At 61.5% G+C, this 18,761-nt stretch carries 17 protein-coding genes; 9 read left to right on the top strand and 8 right to left on the bottom strand.

Going from position 1 to position 18,761, the window contains the following annotated elements; all coding sequences use genetic code 11:
* Position 1: 1 nt before the first annotated feature.
* The 5 genes from MRY17_RS06470 to MRY17_RS06450 all read left to right on the top strand — a co-directional run bounded on the left by MRY17_RS06470 (position 2) and on the right by MRY17_RS06450 (position 3,327).
* The gene (locus MRY17_RS06470; RefSeq protein WP_181283413.1) at positions 2–703 is read left to right on the top strand and encodes an ABC transporter ATP-binding protein; all 702 of its coding nucleotides are present in this window, start codon (positions 2–4) and stop codon (positions 701–703) included.
* 170 nt (positions 704–873) lie between these two features.
* Positions 874–1,170 (top strand): BufA1 family periplasmic bufferin-type metallophore, encoded by a 297-nt coding sequence (locus tag MRY17_RS06465; RefSeq protein ID WP_181283412.1) that lies wholly within the window; start codon positions 874–876, stop codon positions 1,168–1,170.
* A 23-nt stretch (positions 1,171–1,193) separates the two neighbouring features.
* Positions 1,194–2,072, top strand: coding sequence for an MNIO family bufferin maturase (gene bufB, locus MRY17_RS06460; RefSeq protein ID WP_181283411.1), 879 nt, complete (start codon positions 1,194–1,196; stop codon positions 2,070–2,072).
* The gene (locus MRY17_RS06455; RefSeq protein ID WP_181283410.1) at positions 2,069–2,845 is read left to right on the top strand and encodes an HvfC/BufC N-terminal domain-containing protein; all 777 of its coding nucleotides are present in this window, start codon (positions 2,069–2,071) and stop codon (positions 2,843–2,845) included. Before bufB ends, MRY17_RS06455 begins: the two co-directional genes overlap by 4 nt.
* Positions 2,842–3,327, top strand: coding sequence for a DoxX family protein (locus tag MRY17_RS06450; protein WP_181283409.1), 486 nt, complete (start codon positions 2,842–2,844; stop codon positions 3,325–3,327). Before MRY17_RS06455 ends, MRY17_RS06450 begins: the two co-directional genes overlap by 4 nt.
* Here MRY17_RS06450 and MRY17_RS06445 read toward each other — a convergent pair.
* Positions 3,318–4,232, bottom strand: a complete 915-nt coding sequence (locus MRY17_RS06445) for a LysR family transcriptional regulator (RefSeq protein ID WP_181283408.1) — start codon at positions 4,230–4,232, stop codon at positions 3,318–3,320. The two genes, MRY17_RS06450 and MRY17_RS06445, sit on opposite strands and share 10 nt — an antisense overlap.
* A 104-nt stretch (positions 4,233–4,336) precedes the next feature.
* Here MRY17_RS06445 and MRY17_RS06440 point away from each other — a divergent pair, with 104 nt between their 5' ends.
* The 3 genes from MRY17_RS06440 to MRY17_RS06430 all read left to right on the top strand — a co-directional run bounded on the left by MRY17_RS06440 (position 4,337) and on the right by MRY17_RS06430 (position 7,423).
* Positions 4,337–4,936 carry a short chain dehydrogenase gene (locus tag MRY17_RS06440; protein WP_243353456.1) on the top strand — a complete coding sequence of 200 codons (600 nt, stop codon included), beginning with the start codon at positions 4,337–4,339 and terminating at the stop codon, positions 4,934–4,936.
* A gap of 95 nt (positions 4,937–5,031) precedes the next feature.
* Positions 5,032–5,703: a COG3650 family protein gene (locus MRY17_RS06435; RefSeq protein WP_243353455.1), complete on the top strand. Its 672-nt coding sequence runs from the start codon at positions 5,032–5,034 to the stop codon at positions 5,701–5,703.
* A 106-nt stretch (positions 5,704–5,809) separates the two neighbouring features.
* Positions 5,810–7,423, top strand: a complete 1,614-nt coding sequence (locus MRY17_RS06430) for an NAD(P)/FAD-dependent oxidoreductase (protein ID WP_191955294.1) — start codon at positions 5,810–5,812, stop codon at positions 7,421–7,423.
* Positions 7,424–7,532: 109 nt separating this feature from the next.
* Here MRY17_RS06430 and MRY17_RS06425 read toward each other — a convergent pair whose 3' ends face one another.
* Positions 7,533–8,630, bottom strand: coding sequence for a PLP-dependent cysteine synthase family protein (locus MRY17_RS06425; protein ID WP_243353919.1), 1,098 nt, complete (start codon positions 8,628–8,630; stop codon positions 7,533–7,535).
* 213 nt (positions 8,631–8,843) lie between these two features.
* Here MRY17_RS06425 and nhaA point away from each other — a divergent pair, with 213 nt between their 5' ends.
* The gene (gene nhaA, locus MRY17_RS06420) at positions 8,844–10,028 is read left to right on the top strand and encodes a Na+/H+ antiporter NhaA (RefSeq protein ID WP_181283404.1); all 1,185 of its coding nucleotides are present in this window, start codon (positions 8,844–8,846) and stop codon (positions 10,026–10,028) included.
* 287 nt (positions 10,029–10,315) lie between these two features.
* Here the strand turns inward: nhaA and MRY17_RS06415 are convergent, their stop codons facing one another.
* The 6 genes from MRY17_RS06415 to dinG form a co-directional block, all read right to left on the bottom strand.
* Positions 10,316–10,780 carry a glycine zipper 2TM domain-containing protein gene (locus MRY17_RS06415; protein WP_003189251.1) on the bottom strand — a complete coding sequence of 155 codons (465 nt, stop codon included), beginning with the start codon at positions 10,778–10,780 and terminating at the stop codon, positions 10,316–10,318.
* Positions 10,781–11,036: 256 nt separating this feature from the next.
* Positions 11,037–11,684 (bottom strand): pyridoxamine 5'-phosphate oxidase, encoded by a 648-nt coding sequence (pdxH, locus tag MRY17_RS06410; protein WP_057723157.1) that lies wholly within the window; start codon positions 11,682–11,684, stop codon positions 11,037–11,039.
* A gap of 27 nt (positions 11,685–11,711) precedes the next feature.
* Positions 11,712–12,854 carry an OmpA family protein gene (locus MRY17_RS06405; RefSeq protein ID WP_243353454.1) on the bottom strand — a complete coding sequence of 381 codons (1,143 nt, stop codon included), beginning with the start codon at positions 12,852–12,854 and terminating at the stop codon, positions 11,712–11,714.
* Between the two features lie 142 nt (positions 12,855–12,996).
* Positions 12,997–14,142: a serine hydrolase domain-containing protein gene (locus tag MRY17_RS06400; RefSeq protein WP_191951490.1), complete on the bottom strand. Its 1,146-nt coding sequence runs from the start codon at positions 14,140–14,142 to the stop codon at positions 12,997–12,999.
* Positions 14,143–14,225: 83 nt separating this feature from the next.
* Positions 14,226–16,523 carry a beta-galactosidase gene (locus MRY17_RS06395; protein WP_181283401.1) on the bottom strand — a complete coding sequence of 766 codons (2,298 nt, stop codon included), beginning with the start codon at positions 16,521–16,523 and terminating at the stop codon, positions 14,226–14,228.
* A gap of 88 nt (positions 16,524–16,611) precedes the next feature.
* Positions 16,612–18,756 (bottom strand): ATP-dependent DNA helicase DinG, encoded by a 2,145-nt coding sequence (dinG, locus tag MRY17_RS06390; protein WP_181283400.1) that lies wholly within the window; start codon positions 18,754–18,756, stop codon positions 16,612–16,614.
* Between the last annotated feature and the right edge of the window lie 5 nt (positions 18,757–18,761).

Genomic DNA, 18,761 nt, shown 5'->3' with positions numbered 1-18,761 from the left:
AATGCTGCAATTTGAAAACGTTTCCACTTTCTACGGCAAGATCCAGGCCCTGCACAGCGTCAATGTGGAAGTGCGCCAGGGTGAGATCGTGACCCTGATCGGCGCCAATGGGGCCGGCAAGTCGACGTTGCTGATGACTCTGTGCGGGTCGCCCCAGGCCCACAGCGGCAGCATTCGTTATATGGGTGAAGAACTGGTGGGCAAGCACTCTGCCGAAATCATGCGCAAGAGCATTGCAGTGGTGCCGGAAGGCCGTCGGGTGTTCTCGCGCCTGACCGTCGAAGAGAACCTGGCCATGGGCGGGTTCTTTACCGACAAGGGTGAGTACCAGGAGCAGATGGACAAGGTGCTGCACCTGTTCCCCCGTCTCAAGGAACGCTTCAGCCAGCGCGGCGGCACCATGTCCGGCGGCGAGCAGCAAATGCTCGCCATCGGCCGCGCATTGATGAGCAAGCCCAAGCTGCTGCTCCTGGACGAGCCGTCGCTGGGCCTGGCACCGATCATCATCCAGCAGATCTTCGACATCATCGAACAACTGCGCAAGGACGGTGTGACGGTGTTTTTGGTGGAGCAGAACGCCAACCAGGCGCTGAAAATCGCTGACCGTGCCTATGTGCTGGAGAATGGCCGGGTGGTGATGCAGGGCACGGGCGAGCAATTGCTGACGGATCCGAAGGTGCGTGAAGCCTATCTGGGCGGTTGATTACCTCGCTGTGTAACGACCATGAAAGGAGCCGGGAAACCGACTCCTTTTTTTATTGATGATTTAAAAAGTTTTCTCCTACACCGTTGTAACGAATTTCTCCGTACCGTCTCTAGTGGTGTGAGCAAGCAATCAAGCCTGCCACCTCAAACCACTGCTGGAGATACACCATGACCACCAAACTGTCCGCCGCCACCCTCGTCCTTGCCCTTGGTTCGGCCCTGAGCCTGTCCGCCCTGACCACCACCGCCCATGCCGCTGACGACATGCAGAAATGCTTCGGTGTCGCCGAAGCCGGCAAGAACGACTGCGCCGCAGGCGCTGGCACTTCATGCGCCGGTACCTCGAAAACCAAAGATCAGGCCAACGCCTGGAAACTGGTCCCAGCCGGTACCTGCCTCAAGACCCCAAGCACCACCTCGCCGACCGGTTTCGGCCAGGAAGCGGCCTTCTCCGCAAAGTCCTGAAACCCTGCGTAACCTGAGTACTGATGATGACCCTTTCATCCCTGCAAGCCGTCTCCCAGGCTCAGGCACCCGGTCTGCCGCATCGGGCCGGACTGGGACTGAAGAACGAGCACTTCACCGAGGTGCTCGGGACTTCACCCGACATCGGTTTCTTTGAAGTGCATGCCGAAAACTACATGGTTGCCGGCGGCCCTTTTCACCACTACCTGGGGTTGATCCGCGAACGCTACCCACTGTCGTTGCACGGCGTGGGTCTCTCCATCGGTGGCGAAAGCCCACTGAACCCTGAGCACCTGGCGCGGTTGGCCAGGCTGATTGAACGCTATCAACCCCACTCGTTTTCCGAACACCTGGCCTGGTCCAGCCATGGCCCGGTATTTCTCAATGACCTGCTGCCCCTGGCCTACGATGCGCCGACCCTGGCTCGGGTATGCGAGCACATAGACCAGCTGCAAAGCACGCTCAAGCGGCCGATGCTGCTGGAGAACCCGTCAACTTACGTGCAGTTCCAGCGCTCCACCCTGGACGAAACCGACTTCATCAGCGAGATCGTCCGGCGCACCGGCTGCGGTTTGCTGCTGGACGTGAATAACGTCTACGTGTCTTGCATCAATCACCAGCGTGACCCGCTGACCTACATTGATGCCCTGCCGTTGCATACCGTCGGCGAAATACATCTGGCTGGCTTTGCCGAAGATTCCGACAGCCTGGGCGATCGACTGCTCATCGATGATCACGGTGCGCCGATCGACGATGCGGTGTGGCGGCTCTACGAACAAGTGCTCAAACGCACGGGGCCGGTGGCCACACTGATCGAGCGTGATAACCAGGTGCCGGCCTTCAGTGTGCTGCACGCCGAGGCCCGGCAAGCCGAACGTTGCCTGGCGCAGGTGAGGCCATGAGTGTTCAGAGCGCGTTTGCCGATGCGCTGCTCGCGGCACACGGTGGCTGCCCGGATGGCCTGTTCAGCAGCAACGGCGCCGACCCCGCCAGCCGCTTTGCGGTGTACCGCAACAATGTCCATGGCTCGTTGATCAATGCGCTGACGGCCAGTTACCCGGTGACGTTGCAGCTGGTGGGCGATGAATTCTTCCGCGCCATGGCTGGCCTTTTCATCCAGGCCAACCCACCCGCCAGCCCGCTGATCAACGAGTACGGCAGCCGATTGGCCGACTTTATCCAGGCATTCGAACCGGCCGACAGCGTCCCTTACCTGGCGGATGTCGCACGGCTGGAGCGCCTGCGGATACGTGCCTATCACGCAGCCGACACGCCGACGCTTTGCCAGCAGCACATTCTTCAACATCTGCAGGGTCAAGAGAATCTGGGGCAGTTGAGCCTGCAATTGCATCCATCGCTCGCCACGCTGAGTTCCGCCTTTGCGGTGGTGACGGTCTGGGCTGCGCACCAGACTGACGGCGACCTCGCAGGCTTGAGCCCCTGGCCTGCTCAAAGCGCCCTGGTCTTGCGCCAGGACTTGGCGGTCAAGGTCTTTGCTATCGACAGCGGCTCGGTGGCCTTTATCAACTGCCTGAACCAGGGCACGGGGCTGGAAATGGCGGTGGAGCATGCCTTGCAGGCCTCGTCCGAATTCGACCTGCATCGCTGCCTGACGCTGTTGATCAGCCACGACGCCATCACTCATTTACACCTGGAACAAAAGGTATCGCCATGAACAGTTCCGCTGCCGGCCTGCTGAAACAGGCCATAGCCCTTCTCGAAAAAATCCCCTGCAGCCTGATCGCTTTTATCGCACGCTTCTCCATCGCGGCGGTGTTCTGGAAGTCGGGGCAAACCAAGGTCGAAGGCTTCGCCATCGACCTGATCAACGGCACCTTCGAACTCGGCGAACCCAGACTTGCCGCTTCGACCTTGCCGTTGTTTCGCAGCGAATACCACGTCCCACTGTTGTCCCCGGAAGTCGCCGCGCACCTGGCAGCATTTGCCGAGCACTTCTTCCCGGTACTGATCCTGCTGGGACTGGCCACGCGATTCTCGGCCCTTGCATTGATCGGCATGACCCTGACCATTCAGCTGTTTGTCTACCCGGACGCCTATCCCACTCACGGCACCTGGCTTGCGCTGTTATTGCTGTTGCTTGCCAAAGGCCCAGGCTGCCTGTCCATCGACCACCTGATTGCCCGTCGCTATCGCTGAAGTCGATCCAGCGCCTCGCCGCTGCGCTTGAACCAGTCCACCAGATAGTCGGCCAACACCTGCGTGCGCCGTGGCAGGCCGCCCTGATAGGGATGCACCAGGTACATCGGCATGCTGCGTGTCTGATAGTCGCGCAGCAGCCAGCGCAATCGGCCGTCAGCCAGTTCCGCGGGCAGAACGTAGGACGGCAGGCGGGCAATACCGGCGCCGACCAACGCGGCTTTTTTCAGCAGGTTGTAGTGGTTGGAGGCGAAGGTGCCGCTCACCTTTACCCGCAGCAATTCGTGTTGTTGGTGGTACAGCCATTCCTCGCGGCCGCTGTAATGGCTGTTGAGCAGGCAGCTATGCGCCGCCAGGTCTGCCGGGGTCTGCGGCTCGCCATGCTGTTCCAGATAGGCCGGGCTGGCGCAGGTCATCTCATGCCAGGCCAGCAGAGGCTTGACCACAAGGCGCTCATTCTCGATGGCCCCCGAGCGAACGCCCAAGTCAAAGCCATCGCGCGCCAGGTCCCGGTAGCTGTTGTTAAGCTCCAGCTCGATCTGCACCTGCGGGTATTGCTTGGAAAATTCCAGCAACAAACCATCGAAGAATGTTTCTCCCAATGAAACCGGAACCGTCATACGCACCGGCCCGGCCAGGTCATCCTTAAGCCGCGCCAGTGCCTGACGCGCACGTTCCACCTGCACCACCAGCGCTTGTGCCTGGGGCAGTAACGCCGTACCCGCGGCGGTAAGGCTCAGCTTGCGCGTGGTGCGATGCAACAGCACCACGCCGAACCGCGCTTCCAACTGACTGATGCGCTTGGACAATTGCCCCTTGCTGCACCCCAGCTGCTCGGCCGCCAAGGTGAAACTGCCGGCTTCGATCAAGACGGCGAAGGCCGCCAGGTCGTCCATTTCGCTCATCGATTGTTTCCAAATGAAAACCAAATGTTGCCTATTAGCACGTTTATCCAAAGAAAAAGCCACTCTAGACTTAACCTCCATCTAACCTCTGGAGGAACAGCGCGATGAAAATCCTTTTGATTGGTGCCAACGGCACGATCGGTTCAGCGATCAAGGCGGAGCTGACGCAGCGTCACGACGTGATTGCCATCGGTCGTAACAGCGGCGACTTCCAGGTCGATATCAGCGACAGCGCCTCGATACGCACGCTGTTCGAGCAGACCGGCACGTTCGACGCGCTGATCTGCGCGGCAGGCAGCGTGAGCTTCGTGGCGCTGGGCGAGATGAGTGAAGCCGACTTCGAACTGGGCTTGCGTGACAAGCTGATGGGCCAGGTCAACCTGCTGCTGATCGGCCGCGAGTTCGCCAATGACGGCGCGTCGTTTACCTTCACCAGCGGCATCCTGAACCGTGATCCGATCCGCACCGGCGCCTCGGCGGCGCTGGTCAACGGCGCGCTGGACGCCTTCGTCAAAGCGGCGGCAATCGAACTGCCCCGTGGGTTGCGCGTCAATTGCGTGAGCCCGACGGTCCTGGTGGAAGCCATGGGCAGCTACGCCCCGTATTTCCGTGGATTCAAACCGGTAGCCGGCGCCGAAGTGGCTTTGGCCTACGCGAAAAGTGTCGAGGGCTTGCAGACCGGCCAGACCTTTATCGTGGGCTGAGTTTCAGGTTTGTAAGAAACGCCTGAAGCTGCGCCGCAGGCTTGTGATGCGACGCGAGCCTGCGTAACGTGACGGCACTTGTCTGGAGACCGAAAATGCGTGCCGCCTCGACCTTTACCCTGCTAGCCCTGTTCCCCTTGTTCGCCGCTTGCCAGATGTTCGACAGCGAGCCTGCCAAGCTGTCTACCGTCGGGCTGACCCGCATGCAGGGAGAATTGACGGCGGTTGAGAACAAGCTGTTGTTCCAGCCCTGCGGCGACCAGCGCAACTATGTGGTCAACGATACCGCCGGCACCAGCATCCTGCAGGAAGCCGCCTCCCTCGCGGGCCAGCAAGGCACGTTGTTTGCCGATTTGCGCGGCAAGTTTTCCGGCGTCGCCAGCGGCACTCAGGGCTCGGTGGACCTGCAACAGGTGTATCGCGTGGAGCGCTCGACTTCGGCCTGCAACGACCCGGACTTCAAACGCATGATTCTGCGGGCAAACGGCCATAAGCCGGCCTGGGCGATGAGCGTCACAGCCAAGGGCATGGTGCTGGAACGCGAAGGTCAGCCACCTCTGGCGGTGCCTTATGTCGAAGAGCAACTGGGCGATGGGCGCTTCAACCTGATGACCGACGCCAATAACCAGCACATCGAATTGTGGGTCGCCCCGCAGCGCTGTGTCGACAGCATGAGCGGCAGCCTGCAGCACATGAGCGCCGAATTGCGCGTCAACGGCCAGGTACAGCGTGGTTGCGCGGCATTTGGCGGCTCGCGGGACGACTGATTGCTGCGCGCGTCGTTTTAACCTGACGGAAAAACCCTATTGGGGCTTATAATCGCCGGTTTGCAAAACAGCCGGCCTTCTTGCCCGCCGCCTACCGGATCCTGTCATGTTACGAATCACCGAACTCAAGCTGCCCATCGACCATCCCGAAGAAGACCTGCGGCCTGCCATCGTGCAGCGCCTGGGCATCGCCAGTGATGACCTGCTCGATTTCACCCTGTTCAAGCGCAGCTATGATGCCCGCAAGAAGTCCTCGGAGCTGTGCTTCATCTACACCGTCGACCTGAACGTGAAGGGCGAAGCCGCCCTGCTGCTCAAGTTTGCAGACGACCGCAACGTCAATCCGGCGCCGGATGTCAGCTACAAGGTGGTGGGCCAGGCGCCGGAAGGCCTGGTTGAGCGGCCAATCGTAGTGGGCTTTGGCCCCTGCGGGATTTTCGCCGGGCTGCTGCTGGCACAGATGGGCTTCAAGCCGATCATCCTCGAACGCGGCAAGGAAGTGCGCCAACGCACCAAGGACACCTGGGGCCTGTGGCGCAAAAGCGTGCTCAACCCCGAGTCCAACGTGCAGTTCGGTGAGGGCGGCGCCGGGACCTTCTCCGACGGCAAGCTGTACAGCCAGATCAAGGACCCGAAATTCCACGGGCGCAAGGTGCTGCACGAGTTCGTCAAGGCCGGCGCGCCGGAAGAGATTCTGTATGTCAGCAAACCGCATATCGGCACCTTCCGCCTGACCGGCGTGGTGGAAAACATGCGCCAGCAGATCATCGCCCTGGGCGGTGAAGTGCGCTTCGAGCAGCGGGTCACCGACGTGTTGATCGAAGACGGCCAGTTGAACGGCGTGGTCATCGACGGCGGCGAGCAGATCCTCTCCAGGCACGTGATTCTTGCCTTGGGCCACAGCGCCCGTGACACCTTCCGCATGCTCCACGACCGCGGCGTGTACATGGAAGCCAAGCCGTTCTCGGTGGGTTTCCGTATCGAGCACCCGCAGTCGCTGATCGACGCCGCACGCCTGGGCAAATACGCCGGCCACCCGAAGCTGGGCGCAGCGGACTACAAGCTGGTGCACCACGCCAAGAATGGCCGTTCGGTCTACAGCTTCTGCATGTGCCCGGGCGGCACCGTCGTGGCTGCGACCTCAGAACCCCATCGTGTCGTGACCAACGGCATGAGCCAATACTCGCGTAACGAGCGCAATGCCAACTCTGGCATCGTGGTCGGCATTACCCCCGAGGTGGATTACCCAGGTGGCCCGCTGGCCGGTATCGAGTTGCAGGAGCGCCTGGAGTCCCACGCCTATATCCTCGGCGGCAGTAACTACGAGGCCCCGGCGCAACTGGTGGGTGACTTCATCGCCGGCAAACCCTCCACCGCACTGGGCAGTGTGGAACCGTCCTACAAACCTGGCGTGTCGTTGGGCGACCTGGCGCTGGCCTTGCCGGACTTCGCCATCGAAGCCATCCGCGAAGCCTTGCCGGCGTTCGAGAAGCAGATCAAAGGCTACTCGCTGCACGATGCGGTGCTGACCGGTATCGAGACCCGCACCTCTTCACCACTGCGCATTACCCGCAACGAGTCGATGCAGAGCCTGAACGTCAAAGGCCTGTTCCCGGCCGGTGAAGGCGCGGGTTATGCCGGGGGCATCCTCTCGGCAGGCGTCGATGGCATTCGGATTGCCGAAGCCTTGGCGCGGGATATGCTGGGCATCGAGGCCTGAGAACATGTGGAAGGGGGCTTGCCCCGATAGCAGTGATTCAGTCGGAGCCTCTTGGACTGACACACAGCAATCGGGGGCAAGCCCCCTCCCACATTTGGTTTGTGGTGCGTCAGATATTGGCGCGCAGGACAGTGTCGGGTAGCGCATCACCGCGCTCGACACTCGCTGCAACTGCGGCGATCAGGCCTTCCAATGCATACCCCTGCCCCGCCAGCCACGCCTGATCATAGTAAGTGGTGGCATAGCGCTCTCCCCCATCGCATAGAATCGCCACGATTGACCCCGACTCCCCCGCCGCTTTCATCTGTTGCGCAGCCACCAGCGCACCGATTAGGTTCGTCCCGCTGGAGCCTCCCACACGCCGGCCCAACCGCTCGGCCAGGTAATGCATGGCCGCCAGGGACAGCGCGTCCGGCACCTTGACCATCGCATCGATCACCGCCGGCAAAAACGAGGCTTCGACCCGTGGCCGGCCGATCCCTTCGATCCGTGAACCACAATCCAGGCGCAGGCTGGCGTCGCCGCTCAGGTAATAATCGAAAAACACCGAACGTTCGGCATCGGCACACAGCACACGGGTGCAATGCTGGCGATAGCGCACATAGCGTCCCAGGGTCGCGGTAGTGCCGCCGGTGCCTGGGCTGGAAATCAGCCAACTCGGCTCCGGATGCTGTTCGAAACGCAACTGCTGGAAGATCGACTCGGCAATGTTGTTGTTCGCGCGCCAGTCGGTGGCGCGCTCGGCGTAGGTGAACTGGTCCATGAAGTGGCCGCCGCCCTCCTGCGCCAGGCGTTCGGACTCGGCATAAATCTGCGTAGGGTCCTGCACCAGGTGGCTCTTGCCGCCATAAAAGGCAATCTGGGCGATCTTTTCCTGGGAGGTGGTGGCGGGCATCACGGCAATGAACGGCAGGCCAAGCAGGCGCGCGAAATACGCTTCGGAGATGGCCGTCGAACCGCTGGAAGCCTCGATCACGGGTGCACCGGGCTTCAGCCAGCCGTTGCACAACGCATACAGGAACAGGGAACGCGCCAGCCGGTGCTTCAGGCTGCCGGTCGGGTGGCTGGACTCGTCCTTGAAATACAGCTCGATACCCGGCAAGCCCGGCAACGGCAAAGGGATCAGGTGGGTGTCGGCGCTGCGCTGGAAATCCGATTCAATGATACGTATGGCTTCGCGGGCCCAGGGACGGTGGTCGCTCATGATGAGACTTCTCTAAGGATTTCGGCCCGATATTAGGGGGTTTCCTACACTGCACACAGATACAGTAACGACTCAATTGGACACACAATTGCTAGGCTTAGACGCAACGCCGGCTCTACCTGACGCTTATAACAAATAAGAATATAACTTTTGTTTTAACAACTAACGGTACGGGTTAGGGTACCCACCTATTGAACCTGGATTGGAGAGCATCCCTTGCCTCTGCGTAGCACTTTTACCCGTTTTTTCCAGCTGGAAGCCGCCAGTGGCCTGTTGTTGATCGCCGCAGCCGCCTTGGCGCTGATCATCAACAACTCACCGTTGTCACACCTGTACGGCGCCTTTCTCGACACGCCCGTGGTGGCCCAGGTTGGCGCGCTGCAGATCGCCAAGCCCGCCCTGCTGTGGATCAATGACGGCCTGATGGCATTGTTTTTCCTGCTGATCGGCCTCGAGGTCAAGCGCGAGCTGCTCGATGGGCACCTGTCCAAACCGTCGCAGGTGGTGCTTCCGGGCGCAGCGGCTATCGGCGGCATGGTCGTGCCCGCGCTCATCTACTGGGCGTTGAACAAGGACAACCCTGCGGCCCTCGCCGGTTGGGCGATCCCGATGGCCACGGATATCGCCTTTGCGCTGGGCGTGCTGGCGCTGCTGGGCAAGCGTGTACCCGTGTCGTTGAAACTGTTCCTGATGACCCTGGCAATCATTGACGACCTGGGCGCCATCATCGTCATTGCGCTGTTCTATTCCGCCGACCTGTCCGGGGCATCCCTGGCGGGCGCAGCGGCCTGCTTGATCGCCTTGATTGCGATGAATCGCCTGGGTGTGGTCAAACTCGGGCCGTACATGATCATCGGCCTGATCCTGTGGGTGTGCGTGCTCAAGAGCGGCGTGCATGCCACCCTGGCCGGCGTGACCCTGGCGTTCTGCATTCCATTGCGCACCCGCAATGCCGAGACCTCGCCCTTGCTGACCCTGGAACACGCCCTGCACCCGTGGGTGGCCTACGCCATCCTGCCGCTGTTCGCGTTTGCCAACGCCGGGGTGTCCCTCACCGGCGTCAGCCTCGAAAGCTTTACCCATCACGTACCCATGGGCATCGCCGCCGGCCTGTTGATCGGCAAGACCATCGGTGTGTTCGGCCTGACCTGGCTGGCCATCAAGACCGGCATCGCCTCACTGCCCAGCGGCGCGAACTGGGGCCAGGTGCTGGGGGTAGCGATTCTGTGTGGTATCGGCTTTACCATGAGCCTGTTTGTCGGCTCACTGGCCTTCGTACCGGGTGTCAGCGAGTTTGCCGGCGAGGATCGCATGGGGATTCTGACCGGGTCGATATTGGCGGCGTTTATTGGTTATGCGGTAACGGCGATGGCGAGTCGCAAGAAAGCCGTCATTTCCTAGTTTAGGTGATAGCCAAACACCAAAAAAGATCATTACATCCATGAGAACCACTGATCCTCAAGCCTTGCTCTGCGCGCTGAAAAAGCAGTAGTATCGTGAACACGTCAGTGCTCCCGTGAGACCGCAAGCCCTTGCCAAAGTGGGTTTGCAATAAAAAACCGCCCTACTAAGGCGGTTTTTTATTATGTGCGATTAAGTTCTTTCTAAACGACAAGCTCATGGCCTATCAAACAAAAAACCCCAACCAGTCACCCGGTTGGGGTTTTTCTTTGCGTTTCGCTGACCGCTTAGCGGGTAACGCGGCTGGTACCGTCAACCGTCATGATGCGTACGCGGTCGCCAATGCGGAAGATCTCATTTTCCTGCACGGCTTGTACGTAGGCGCGCATGCTGCCGTCGTCTTCGCGAACGGTGATTTCCACGCCCTGGGTGCGGGTCAGGCCCTCTTCGGTGGCCGAGCCCAGCAGGCCACCGGCTACCGCGCCGATCACAGCGGTGACGATGCTGCCACGGCCGCCGCCGATGGCGCTGCCGCCAACGCCGCCGATGACTGCACCGGCCGCACCGCCGATTGGGGTTTTGGTGCCTTCGATTTTCACCGGACGCAGGGATTCAATGGTGCCCATGCGAACGGTCTGCACGCGACGCGCCTCGTCACGGGAGTACGAGTCGCCGGTCAGACTCGAGGCGCAGCCACCCAGCAGCAAAGACAGGGTAGTAAAGCAGGCAACTAGTAAAACGGACTTACGCATAGCATCAACTCCAAAGGACAGGTATTCATTAAACGCTGCGGCTTGGCGCCTGTCACGGCAAGCCAGGCAGAAAAGTGCTTTCATTCAGCCTGAGTACAGACTGTAGGCACCACAGGACTCGACGAGCGGTAGCTAAGCCGCACCATGCCATAGCCTGGTTGATCAGTGTAGTCATACAGCCGAAAACGCCGAAATCTCGTACATAAAGACTTCGGCGCCCAGGGCATGATTCAGATGAGATGACGAAAGGAGGCGCTCAGGGCGCAAGACGCTCGCGCGTCCATTGGCCCGCTTGCAGCCGATAGTTGAGGCGATCATGCAGGCGGCTGGCGCGGCCTTGCCAGAACTCGATGCGCTCCGGCAACAAACGGTAGCCTCCCCAATGCTCGGGGCAATCGGGCTGGGTGTCGCTGAAACGTTGTTCAGTGGCCTTGAGCAACTGCTGCAGTTCTTCGCGATCGCGAATGACCTTGCTCTGCGGCGATGCCCACGCCCCCAGGCGGCTGCCCAGGGGACGCACCTGATAATAGGCGTCCGACTCTTCAGGCGTGACCTTGACCACGCGCCCCTCAATACGCACCTGGCGCTCGAGGGTCGGCCAGAAAAAGGTCATGGCCGCGAACGGCCGCGCCGCCAGTTGTTCACCCTTGGCGCTCTGATAGTTGGTAAAGAAGGTAAAGCCCTGCGCATCCAGGCCCTTGAGCAACAGGATGCGACAGTGCGGCCGACCATCCTGGTCGACGGTGGCCAGCGTCATGGCATTGGCCTCCACCGGTGCCTGCTCGGTTTTCACCGCATCGGCGAACCACTGGTGAAACAAGGCAAACGGTTCGTCCGGGGCCTGGGCCTCGCTCAAACCGTCCCGTGTGTAGTCACGGCGCATATCGGCCAGTGCCTGGGTCATGCGGCTTTATCCTTGTGGTTCAACGGATCAGTTTTTCGCCTGGTCGTTGCTCGCCGGTGCAGCAGCCTTGGCTTTGGCCGGAGCCGGTTTCTTCGCAGCCGGTTTGGCCGGGGCCTTTTTAGCGGCTGACTTGGCGGCCGGCTTGGCGGCGGCTTTCTTGGCTGGCGCTTTCTTCGCCGGGGCTTTTGCCGCCGGGGCCGGTGCGGGAACATCCTGCACGGCGACCATTTCAGCCACAGGCGGGGTCTTGCCCGAGTTGTACTGGCTCAGCAGCGCCAACATAGTTGTACGCTGAGTGAACATGATTTCCATGCGGCGATTCAGCGCACGGCCCTGGGAACTGTCATTGGCGGCACGCGGCATCAGATCGCCCATGCCACGCAGCATCAGGCGGTCCTGCTTCAAACCGCTGAGGCTGAAAATCGAAGCGATCGACTGCGCGCGCTCCTTGCTCAGAGCCTGGCTGGCCGGAGCGCTGCCGGTGGCATCAACATGGCCCAGCACCAGTACGGCGGTCTTGGGGTCCGCTTCAACGGCCTTGGCGACGCGAGTGAACGGGCCGAGGGTCACCGGCAGCAGCATCGCCGGGCGTTTCGGGTTGTAGGAACCATCTACCGGGGCAATCACCACCAGTACGTTGTCGCGGCGTTCCAATTGCAGGTTGCTGTCCTTGATGGCGGCACGCAGGCGCGGCTCATAATCGTCCAACCAGGCCTGGGTGACTTTCGGATCAGGCATCTGCACGTTGGTCACGTCGACCTTGGCCAGCGGCTTGGGTTTGGTATCGAACGGCCACCACCAGTGGGCTTCGGTGTCGGTCTTGGTCACGGGAGCCGGGGTGGCGGCCTGGAGGTCGGCTTTCAGGTCGGCCTTGGCCTCGGCGGCCTTTTCGTCGGCGCTCTTGGCGGAGAATGGCCACCAATTGAAGCCGGTATCGGCCTTGGCTATCGGAGCAGAAGCAGGAGCAGCGGCGACCGGCGCCACAGGCTTGGCATCGGCAGCGGGCTTGGTATCCGGCTTGGCGTCGGTCTGGGTCACTGCGTCCTTGGTAGCAGCCTTATCTGATCCAAATGACCACCAGTGCCCGCCTTCGGCATCATTTTGTGGAGTTTGTGCACAGCCGGTAATAGTGAGGCACAGCGCCAGTGCCAAGGACTTGTTCGATAACATGAGATATCCACAAAATGAGAAAAAACCAGGGGGCCAGATGCCCCGTTAACCAGACGCTTAAAGAACATTGAAGTTACATCATTGCGTTCAGCGTCTTCTTATACGTGCCTTTGTAACAAAAAATTGTGAAACAGCAAGGGGTTTATAGACAACCGGCCAATATTCCGACCAACTTCTGAGCTCGTGGGTCCATAAGTACATAGGGCCCCAGGGTATTAGTCACAAAACCGAAGGCTACATCATGCTCAGGGTCGGCAAACCCTACCGAGCCCCCTGCCCCCGGATGCCCGAATGCGCGCGGACCAAGGCCGAACGTAGCATTGGGCAGCTCCGGTTGATCCAACATGCAACCCAGGCCGAAACGGGTCTGGGTCAATAAGGTTTTATCCGGTCCGATACTGTGTTCACGAGTCAATTGTTCGAGCATATCGCTTTCCAGCAAACTTCCGTCCAATAAACCACTATAAAACCCGGCCAGGCTCCGTGCATTACCGTGACCATTTGCCGCGGGTTGCTGCATACGCCGCCATTCGGGTTTATTAGTGCTGGTCAGAATAGACGGCGGGTTGGCAAATGCACGTGTCGTCATCGCCGTGGGTTCACGCATCATTACTTGAAGTAAGCGTTGTGCCGCAGCATCGCCCATATTGCCTTTGCTGCGGGCAATATGGGCGACGCGGTAAAACTCTTCGTCGGCCAGGCCCACGTGGAAGTCCAGCCCCAACGGCCGCGCCACCCGCGCCACGATAGACTCGCCAGGCCCGCGCCCATCGGCACGGCGCAACAGTTCACCGACCAGCCAGCCATAGGTGATCGCCTCGTAGCCATGGCCCTCGCCGGGTGTCCACCACGGTGCTTCGGCCGCCAGGGTATCGACCATCAGTTGCCAGTCGTACAAGGCTTCGGTGGGCAGCATCTCGCGGATCGCCGGCAGCCCGGCCTGATGGCAGAGCAACTGGCGCAAAGTGATGGACGCTTTGCCCGCAGCCGCAAATTCCGGCCAGTAATCGGCCACGGGCGCATCCAGTTTCAGTTTGCCCTCGGCCACCAGTTGCAGGGCGGTGACCGCCGTGAAGGTCTTGGTGCAGGAGAACAGATTGACGATCGTGTCGCTGTGCCAGGCTTCGGCGCCATCCTTATCGGCGGTGCCGCCCCACAGATCGACGACCGTCTCGCCGCCGACCTGGATGCAAAGCCCGGCGCCGCGCTCCTGAGGGTCATCGAACAATGCGGCAAACGCTTCACGTACCGCTTCGAACTGGAGCTCATAATGACCCTGAATCTGCACCGGAACGACCTCAAGAAAACAGCGTGAACAGTGGCCGACATTGTTCCAGCCATTGTAGGATTTGTGAACCCGTCAACGACGAATCAATGACCATTTCCAGAGTGCCCCCCGGCATGCCCGGAGCCCTGGCCCGCACCTTTGCCCGCCTGGCCCGAGCGGCCACCCTCGCTTTCGCGGGCCGCACCGGCCGCCCTGGCTTTTTCGGCCTCCTTACCCAACTGGTCGACCGCCGCGAGGTTGCTCTTACGCACGCTGTCGACAAAGCCCTGAAAGGGTACATCAGTCATGCCAACCAGGCCGAAGTGACCGTTTTCACCGTCCAGCAGACGTCCGGTCACGGGCTGGTCCAGGTACTGGAACCAGTGCACGCCGACAATCGACGGCTCCGCCATGGCTTGCTTGAGGAAGGCGGCATAGGCTGCGCCCCGCTCTTCTTCACGGGCCAGTTGCGTCACCCCGCCCCAGAATGGGCCACGGTCGGTCGAGCCAAAGTTGAATTCGGTGATCAATACCGGCTTGTCGAGTGCGCGCAGGGCGGCGAAGTCATAACCGTCCTGAGGCTTGAGGGTATACATATTGAAGCTCAGCACATCGCAATACTGTGCACAGGACGCCACGGCTTCGGGGGTGCTCACGGCATAGCGTCCGCCCAGCAGCAGCTGGTTGGGCGCGTGCCATTTCAGCGAGTCGGAGATGGTCTTGAAGTAGGCATCGGCGAAGGTCTGCTGGAAATACTTGAAGTCGGCCTCGATTTCCGGGTGTTCCGGGCTGGGCATCGGCGGCTCGAAGCCGGGGTCTTCCATCAGCTCCCAACCGGCCAGGTGGATGCCCCAGGCTTTCGACAGACCTTCTTCATTGCGGTACTTGTCGCGCAATTGTTTGAGGAAGGCACGCTTGGCCGGTACGTCGGTGGTCATGCGCAGGGTGCCGTAGGCCAGGGCATAGCGCGATTTTGCATCGTTGCCAGGGCCGGCCCAGGCCAGTTCGTTGTCGGCGAAGAAGCCGATCAGCCACGGGTCGTCGCGATGATCGCGAGCGGCAATGGCCACGGCGCGCTCAGTGGCCATGGCGAAGCGCGGGTCGAACGGGTCGGGCATGCCGCCCCACCAGTCGGTGCCGGTGCTGATGCTGGCGTAGTCCCCCACAATCGACAGCGGCAGGGTGTAAGGCACACGGTCGGCCGTGGCCAGATCCGGATCGCTCCAGTTACCCACGGTGTTGAAGCCCCAGGCTTGCAGGCGGTCGAGGGTGTGGGTCACCCAGCGTTTCTGGTCGAAGCCCTCACCGCCATAGGTGCGCTGCAGGTTGGCGCCATAAAAATCGTACCAACGCCCAGCGCCAAAACCGCGCCCTTCGCCCGCGCCGTTACCGGTACGGTTGTCGCCGCTGCCGTAATACTTGTCGAAGGGTTCACCGGCCTTGGGCAGCGCCGCAAACATCCACTCACGCCCCGCCACGTAGGTCTGGCTGTTGTCGGGAGCCACGGTGTTGACACCCAGCGAGTAGAACGGATGGCCTTGGGGCGTGACCAGGTACCAGCGACCGTCGCGCTTTTCAGTGCGAAAGAAGCCGCTGGCGTCGAACGCCGGACCTTTGTTCCAGCCGCCGTACTGATCCAGGGCGGATTTGTCGCGCTCGGCAAGCCACCCCTTCAGTTGTTGCTGCTCCTTGGCGGCCGCGACCTTGAGCTGCTCGTCGCTGCTGACCTTTTCCGGCCAGCGCGTGCGGGTGGACTGACCGTAAGCGTCCACCAGTTCGCTGTAGGCGGCCTTCATCACCGGCTCGCTGTCTTGCACGCCAAAGCGCTCCAGCAGAATGCTTTGGGCGGCATCGGGTTTGATCATCGACAGCGTCACCGACACCACTTGGCTGCGGTCGACTTCCCCGGCGCTGGCGGCCAGCAACACACGCTGGCCGTCCACGGTCATCGGCATCGGCGGGCCTGCCTTCATGCCCTGGCTCAGCGGCGAGCTGGCTTGCAGTGGCACCAGCAAGGTCTGGGCCGGGCCGGCCGGCAGGTCGATGCGACTGACCAGGGTCTTGCCGTCGGCACTTTGTACTTTTACGTAGAGGGTCAACGCCCAGTTCATGGCGCTTTGGATACGCAGGCTCATGGCGCCCGACTGCGACCAGTCCCACACGCCGGTTTGCGGACTGAGCACCAGGCTTGGTTCGGCCGCCGGGTTGAAGGTGATGCGGCGCAGCACCTCGCCTTCCGGGGTTTGCTCGGCGTTGTATTGCGGCAGGCTGGCGTCCTGGGTCGCCACCTTGACCACATCAGCGGGCCGGACGAAGTTGAACAGCGTTTGTTGCCCGGCCGGCGCGGCCATCAACGGCGCGGCGAACAGCAGGGCAAAAAGAGCAGGCAGCGTGCGAATCATACGAACAAGGTTCTCCCAGACGGCCGATGAATGGCCTGATGACATACATGAGATAGACCACGAAGTGGGCGAGTTCGCCCACGGTGGCTTAAGAAATTTCGCGCCTGAACGGCGGCAAGGCATTCAGGATTGCCTTGCCATAGCGCTGGGTGACCAGGCGGCGATCAAGCAATGTGATGGTGCCCCGGTCTTCCTCGGTGCGCAGCAAGCGCCCGCAGGCTTGCACGAGCTTGAGCGAAGCATCGGGCACCGAGATTTCCATGAACGGGTTGCCGCCGCGGGCTTCGATCCATTCGGCCAGTGCGGCCTCGACCGGATCATCCGGTACCGAGAACGGGATCTTGGCGATGACCACGTGTTCGCAGTAGGCGCCGGGCAAGTCCACGCCCTCGGCAAAGCTCGCCAGGCCGAACAACACGCTGGAGTCACCGCCATCGACCCGCGCCTTGTGCTTGTTCAGGGTTTCCTGCTTGGACAGGTTGCCCTGAATGAACACCTGTTTACGCCAGTCGCGGTCAAGGCCGTCAAACACGTCCTGCATCTGTTTGCGCGACGAAAACAGCACCAGGGTGCCTCGCGAGCCTTCCACCAGCTCGGGCAGGTCACGGATGATCGCTGCGGTGTGCGCCGCCGCGTCCCGTGGGTCGGCCTTGAGGTCGGGCACCCGCAGTACGCCAGCATCGGCGTGATGGAAGGGGCTCGGCACTACCGCAGTGACGGCCTTTTTCGGCAGGCCGGCGCGCATGCGGAAGCGGTCGAAGGTGCCCAGGGCGGTCAGCGTCGCCGAGGTCACCAGGCAGCCGTAGGCCACGTTCCACAGGTTGCGGCGCAGCATCTCGGCGGCAAGGATCGGGCTGGCATTGACCTCGATATCGAACAGCGCACCGCTTTCGGCCAGGGTCAGCCAACGCGCCATGGGCGGGTTGTCTTCCGGGTCTTCAACGGTGAAGGCGGTCCACAACTCCCAGTTGCCCTGGGACCGGGACAGCAGGCTGCCGAACAACGGGTACCATTCCTCGGCCTGGTTACTGGCGATGCCGATATTGACCTCGCCATCCATGCCTTCCTTGAGCAAGTCAGTAAGACGGGTGAACAGGTCGGTCAGGCGGGAAAAGCCCTTCTTCAGTTCAATGCCCATTTCACGCATATGCTCGGGAATCATCCCACCGACAAAACGGTGGCGCGGCCGCTCACGGCCTTCCACGTCTTCGCCGGGCTTGAAGTCGGCCACCTGCTCGCAGGCGCTGAACATGAACTGCTGCTGGGTCTTGATCTCGCGCGCCAGCTCAGGCACCTGTTCGATCAGCTTGCCCAGGTCACCGGGCAGCGGATGCTGGGCCAGCAGCTTGGTGAGGTTCTTGGCGGTGGTTTCCAGCCAGTCGGCGGTAGAGCGCAGGCGCGTGTAATGGGCAAAGTGGCCGATGGCCTTGTCCGGCAGGTGATGGCCTTCGTCGAACACGTACAAGGTATCGCGCGGGTCCGGCAGTACGGCGCCGCCGCCCAGGGCCAGATCGGCCAGCACCATGTCGTGGTTGGTGACGATCACGTCGACCTTGCCCATGCCTTCGCGGGCCTTGTAGAAGGCGCACTGGCCGAAGTTGGGGCAATGGCGGTTGGTGCATTGACTGTGGTCGGTGGTCAGGCGCGCCCAGTCGGCATCTTCCAGGGCGGTGGGCCAGCTGTCGCGGTCGCCGTCCCATTTGTTGCCGGCGAGTTTCTCGATCATGCTGGTAAACAGCTTCTGGCTGACTTCGTCGACTTCGATCTTGAAGCCTTCTTCTTCGAACAGCGAGGCCGTGGCGGTCTGCGCGTGGCCCTCCTGCAGCAGCACGTCAAGCTTGGACAGGCACATGTAGCGGCCACGACCCTTGGCCAGCGCGAACGTGAAGTTCAGCCCGCTGTTGCGCATCAGGTCGGGCAGGTCCTTGTAGACAATCTGCTCCTGCAGGGCGACGGTAGCGGTGGCAATCACCAGGCGCTTGCCGGCGGCCTTGGCGGTGGGGATCGCCGCCAGGCTGTAGGCCACGGTCTTGCCGGTACCGGTGCCGGCTTCGACGGCCACGACCGCTGGGTCACCGCTGCGCCGCCCTTCGTCGTCGGTGTCGATATCCCCGAGGACCTTGGCCACTTCGGCGATCATCAGGCGTTGGCCGTAGCGCGGTTTCAAGCTCTTGGCTTCGAGAAAACGCGAGTAGGCGCCCTGGATCGTGGTTTTGAGTTCAGTGCTGATCATGGATA

The organism is Pseudomonas orientalis (genome assembly GCF_022807995.1).
In the GTDB taxonomy this organism is placed as follows: Bacteria; Pseudomonadota; Gammaproteobacteria; order Pseudomonadales; family Pseudomonadaceae; genus Aquipseudomonas; species Aquipseudomonas orientalis_B.
Note: the sequence above shows the minus strand (reverse complement) of the source record. Positions and strands in the feature narration are given on the sequence as shown.